Source organism: Mesorhizobium alhagi CCNWXJ12-2 (genome assembly GCF_000236565.1).
Classification (GTDB): domain Bacteria; phylum Pseudomonadota; class Alphaproteobacteria; order Rhizobiales; family Rhizobiaceae; genus Allomesorhizobium; species Allomesorhizobium alhagi.
Genome location: NZ_AHAM01000085.1, coordinates 1 through 5,250 on the forward strand (window position 1 = coordinate 1; position 5,250 = coordinate 5,250).

4 protein-coding genes are annotated in these 5,250 nt (G+C 60.6%); 1 reads left to right on the plus strand and 3 read right to left on the minus strand.

Translation table 11 applies throughout. The annotated features are described in order from the left end of the window. Window positions 1–178: 178 nt before the first annotated feature. A complete protein-coding gene (tnpC, locus tag MAXJ12_RS11175; RefSeq protein ID WP_008835956.1) occupies window positions 179–1,834 on the minus strand; it encodes an IS66 family transposase in 1,656 nt (551 codons plus the stop codon). Between the two features lie 517 nt (window positions 1,835–2,351). Between tnpC and MAXJ12_RS11180 the strand changes: the two genes are divergently transcribed. Further along, window positions 2,352–4,439, plus strand: coding sequence for a recombinase family protein (locus tag MAXJ12_RS11180; protein ID WP_008835958.1), 2,088 nt, complete (start codon window positions 2,352–2,354; stop codon window positions 4,437–4,439). Here MAXJ12_RS11180 and tnpB read toward each other — a convergent pair. Beyond that, window positions 4,427–4,732: an IS66 family insertion sequence element accessory protein TnpB gene (gene tnpB / locus MAXJ12_RS11185; RefSeq protein ID WP_008835959.1), complete on the minus strand. Its 306-nt coding sequence runs from the start codon at window positions 4,730–4,732 to the stop codon at window positions 4,427–4,429. The two genes, MAXJ12_RS11180 and tnpB, sit on opposite strands and share 13 nt — an antisense overlap. After that, window positions 4,729–5,184 (minus strand): IS66-like element accessory protein TnpA, encoded by a 456-nt coding sequence (tnpA, locus tag MAXJ12_RS35130; protein ID WP_085983921.1) that lies wholly within the window; start codon window positions 5,182–5,184, stop codon window positions 4,729–4,731. The genes tnpB and tnpA overlap by 4 nt, the downstream gene beginning before the upstream one ends. Between the last annotated feature and the right edge of the window lie 66 nt (window positions 5,185–5,250).

Genomic DNA, 5,250 nt, shown 5'->3' on the forward strand with positions numbered 1-5,250 from the left:
ACTGCTCGTCGAGGGCGATGATGATTATCGTATTTGGAGCCAGGTGCCGCGACATCACATCGTGTCGTTTTCGGTAATCCGTATGCGGCGTCTCCGCCCCATTGATTTTTTGGTTGCAACGGTCAGGTCTGGCGCTTGCAGATGTTCCCATGAGCACGTCGGGGAGTCCCGGACGTGCTCATTGTGAGGCGCTGATCCGATGCGCATAGGCCCAGGGCATGAGGGCGTCGATGTCTGTGGCGAGGTGGCCATTGGCGAGGCTGATGAAGAGATCGCGCAGGTAGGCGTATGGTTCAACGCGGTTCATCTTGCATGTGCCGATCAGGCTGGCAAAACGGGCCCAATTACGGCCGCCTTCATCATGGCCGGCAAAGAGAGCATTGCGCCGGTTCATAGCTGGACTTCTGATCGCGTTTTCGACGAGGTTGGAGTCGATGTCGACGCGGCCGTCGTCCAGGAACAGCCGGAAGCCGGCCTGGCGTTTCAGCATATAGGCCATGGCCTGGCCGAGATCAGACTTGCGCGAGACGCGTGCGGCCTGAGCTGTCAGCCAGGTGAAGAACTCGTCCACCAGCGGACGGGACAGGTTCTGGCGGACAGCCCGGCGATGATCGGGATCACACCCTCGGATGCTGTCCTCGATCTTGTAGAGGGCGGCGATGCGCAACAACGCCTCGTCGACGATGGGCGAACCCTTCTTCGGCTGGGATTTGATCAGTTTTCTGCGGCCATGTGCCCAGCAGAAGGCCAGCCTCAACGGATCGCCGCCCGTGCGTTTTGGCGTGGCGAGCTGGGAGTAGCCGCCATAGGCATCTACCTGGATCGTGCCGTTGAAGCCGTCGAGGATTTCTGCGGCATATTCGCCTTTACGCCCAGGCCGATAATGGAACACCACGCCCGGCGGCGCAGATCCGCTCCAGCCGCGGTCGTCGCGCAGAATAGCCCAGAGATAGCCAGTTTTCGTCTTGCCGCGCCCGGGATCCAACACCGGAGCCGTGGTCTCGTCGACATATAGTCGTGAGCTACCCTGTTTCAGGACCATGGCCATATGGTCTACCACCGGCGCGATCACAGCCCCCGTCCGGCCCAGCCAGTCGGCCAGGACGGTGCGGTCGATCGGCACTCCGTGTCGGGCCATGACCGCGGCCTGCCGGTTCAGCGGCATGTGTTCGGAATGCTTGGACACGGCGATCTGCGCCAATAGGGCTTCGGTCGGCCAGCTACCTTCCAGCAAATGCGCCGGCGCCCTGGCCTGAACCACGCCCGTGCGCCCCTTGGGGCAAGCGTATTTCGGGCGGATCGTGACGATCACCTGATAGCGCGCCGGGATATGATCGAGCCGCTCCGTCCGGTCTTCGCCAATCCGGACCATGTTCCCGCAACCACAGGGGCAGACAATGCTATCAGGCTCGATCACCTGTTCGACGCGCGGCAGGCTCTTGGGCAGCGCGCGCGCCTTGCGTTGCCTGCGTGAAGAAGCAGTCTTTTCGCAATTGGCTGTGCTGGCCGCGATCTTTTCCTCGGCGAAGGCGATCTGGGCCTGTGTTTCGGCAATGGCCGTCTCCAGGTCCTCCAGCGCCAGTTCCATCTGCGTCGGATCGAGCTTTTCCGACTTCGGCCCGAACTTCGTGCGGCGGTAGTCCTGAACCTGGCTCTCCAGCTTTTCGATCAGTTCCTTCAACTCGGTAATGAAGGCGTCCTTTTCAGCCACCACCGCCTGTTCATGCTGACGGGCCGCACGCTCGACCGACAGCTCAAACTGTACGGCCGCAAAGGCGTTCACCACCTCTGAAGGCAGGTTCGGGAACCGGCTGAGATCAATGGGCGCAGACATGCGCCTTCATAGCAAATCGAGACAAAAAGCCCAATAAAACAACGCCAAAACCGACCAGGTGAGTCACCCTGCCGCAGTCGGTGGCGCTACCCGCTGCGCCACCACGCGTCGCCAATCAAGGCCTTCGAGCGAGGGCCCACAGGAATATCCCTGCTGGTGAGTCTGACGAATCTTTAAGCGAGGTAGTCTGCGTTCTAGACCCGCACCACCCGCTTTTTGGACACTCATTCAGCGTAATCCGCCAAGTTACACGTGGAGGTGGTAACTTTCCACCATCATACGAAGTCGAACATCGTGATGGGGCAACGTTGCTGATCCCGATTGCAGCAACGCAGAAGTATGTCGAGGACACGAATCAGACTAAATTGAGTGTCGAGGCGGTTCGGGATCTTGTCGCGGTGGCGGAATGCCTCGAAGCCCATGACCATAGACCCCCAAAGCCTGTGGGCGACGCTGCCACCAGCTTTGCGGCGTCAAATCCTCGACGAGGTCGCCGCGGTTCTGGCGGAGGTGTCTCGTGAAGTCCGAACTGGTCAAGCCGACCCATCTGGAGCGCAAGGCGGTTGTTTACGTTCGGCAGTCGACGCCGCATCAGGTAGTGAGCAATCAAGAGAGCCTGCGGCTACAGTACGCGCTTCGTCAGCGCGCCCGGGAACTCGGCTGGCATGATGCCGACATCGATGTCATCGATGTCGATCTTGGCTTGAGCGCAGCCTCTGCTGCGAAGCGGAACGGGTTCAAGGAACTCGTCGGGCGGGTTGGCCTCAGAGAGATCGGATTGATCCTGTCGATCGACGTGACGCGGCTGGCGCGCAACTGCTCCGATTGGTATCCGCTCCTGGATATCTGTGGCCTACGCGGCTGCCTCATTGCCGATCGCGATGGCGTCTACGATCCCGGCAGCGCCAACGGCCGTCTGCTTCTTGGCTTGAAGGGAACGATCTCCGAACTTGAGCTGCATACGATCCGCAGTCGTCTGACCGCGGGTTTGCTTGCCAAGGCCGAGCGCGGCGAGCTTGCCCTCATGTTGCCGGTCGGTTTGGTGCGAGATCCGAGCGGGGTGGTTGTCAAGGATCCGGATCTCGCCGTTCAGCAACGGCTTGAGCTCGTATTTGAGACATTCCTGAAGTTCCGAACCGTCGCCAAGGTCATGCGCGTGCTGAACGATCGTGGCCTGGCTCTGCCGCGTTGCGACCGGCATGGCGAACTGCGCTGGGCGCGCGCAACGGTCTCGGCGGTGGCGGCGATCCTGAAGAACCCCGCTTATGCCGGTGCCTTTGTCTACGGCCGGACCCGCCTCCGTGCCACCGCATGCGAAGGCGGTTCGCCAGCGAAGGTGGCGCGGCCGATCGATGAATGGCGAATCGTCGTGAAGGATCGGTATCCGCCCTACATCGATTGGCTAACCTATGAGAAAATCCGCGACGTCGTACGAGACAACCGAGCCGAATACATGCGCATCAAAACGAGAGGTGCTCCCCGCAATGGCGAACTTCTGCTGCATGGCATCGCTTGGTGCGGGCGGTGCGGCCACAAGATGTACGTTCGTTACAAAGGTGGCGGAGAGTATGTTTGCAATCATCTGCGCTCCCACACGGGCTTGCCGGCGTGCCAGCACATCCGTGCTTCACGCGTGGACGCTGCTGTGGCCGACGCATTCTTGACGGCGCTGGCGCCCGCTGAGATTGATGCGCTGTCGCGAGCCCGCCGGGCGCAGCAGCAGGTCGAAAAGTCCCTGCGTAGCAGCGCCGAACGCGAGCTCGAGCGCAAGCGCTATGCTGCGGCGCTGGCAGAGCGCCAGTTCAACCGCGTCGATCCCGACAATCGTCTTGTCGCCAGCGAACTCGAGCGTCGGTGGGAAGCAGCGTTGAGCGAGGTTCGCGCTGCCGAAGAAGCCCTTGCCCGGCAAGCTTCGGCCGAGCCCATTACGCAAATGGTGTTGGGCAAGACCCTCAATAGCAAGGTTGTCGCGCTGTCCGGTCGGCTGCCGCAAATCTGGACGGACGACGCCACGACGGATGCGCATCGCAAGGCGCTGTTGCGGTGTCTGGTCGAAAAAGTCGTTCTCGATCGCGGTAAGCACGACGTTGCTCTGGTCAGGATCATCTGGCGCGGCGGGGCGATCACGGAACTTGAGGTAAAGATGAAGGTCAACTCCATCGCCAACCTCACGCGTGGTGAAGAAATGCGTGCGCGTCTGCTCGATCTCGCGAAAACAGGCATGCCTGATGATGAGATTGCCGCCATTCTCAGCCAAGAGGGACATCGCTCGCCCAATTGCGCATACAAGGTCCTGCCGATCACGGTGCAGAGGATTCGGCTCAGCGCCGGGATCAAGATAGCGAAACAGCGCAGCCGATGGACGCACCAGGCAACTTCGCTGAGCGCGACGCAGTTGGCTGCACGGCTGCACATCCCCGTCAATTGGATCTATGTTCAGATCAGGCAGAAGCGCCTCCTGATCGACCGTCAGCCGACCGGAGCCTACTTGTTCTCAAACGCTCCCTCCGTGATCAATGCTGTCCGGGATCTCCGCAACCATACCATCAGCCACCTCGATCTGAGAATCAGTCAGCCTCACCAGAAGGGGTATCAACATGCATGATCGAGCAAGGCTTCGAACTGCCCCCGCGACAGACGCATCGTTCCATCCTGCACTTTGGGCCAGGCAAAGCTGCCCTGTTCCAGGATTTTGTAGGTCAGCACCATTCCGGTGCCATCCCATACCAGGATTTTTAGACGATCCCCGCGCTTCGACCGGAAGATCACGGTGACCCCGGAATGCGGATCAAGCTTCAACTCGGTCTGCACCATCAATGCCAGCGCCTGGTGGCCACAGCGGAAGTCCACCGGCCGCGTCGCGATCAGGATCGGTAATCTTTGGCCCGCGACGATCATGCCGTCCCACGCATCGCGCGCACCAAGGCCGCGACCCGATCAACCGGTACATCGCCGGGAACCCTCACCACCAGGTCTGCGCCTATTTCCACCGTAACGATCCCGGAACTGATCTCAACCGGCTCCCGAACCGGCAAAGCATCGGTAGCCGTCTTCGGCTCCGCCGTAATCGCAAGTGGCACAAAGGCCGGTTCGACAGGTCCGTTCTCAAAGGGCGGCACGGCCGTCATCAGTTCAGCAGGCAGCGTCAGAAGACCTTGACGCGCCTGCCGTCGCCAGTCCGAAAGCTGATGCGCAGCGAGATCATAAAGTCGCCCAACATCAACAACCCGCGCACCGGGCTGAAGGCTCTCCGCTACAATCCGCGCCTTCAGATCATTCGGCCATCGCCGGTTTCCACGACGAGGCTCGACAACTTCGCATCGCCCAGCAAATCCCTCATCATCGGCCATGCCAAATCTCCAGCTTTTGCCGAAAATCTTCTGGCAGAAACCTCAATGTTCAGAAACACGCGAAAT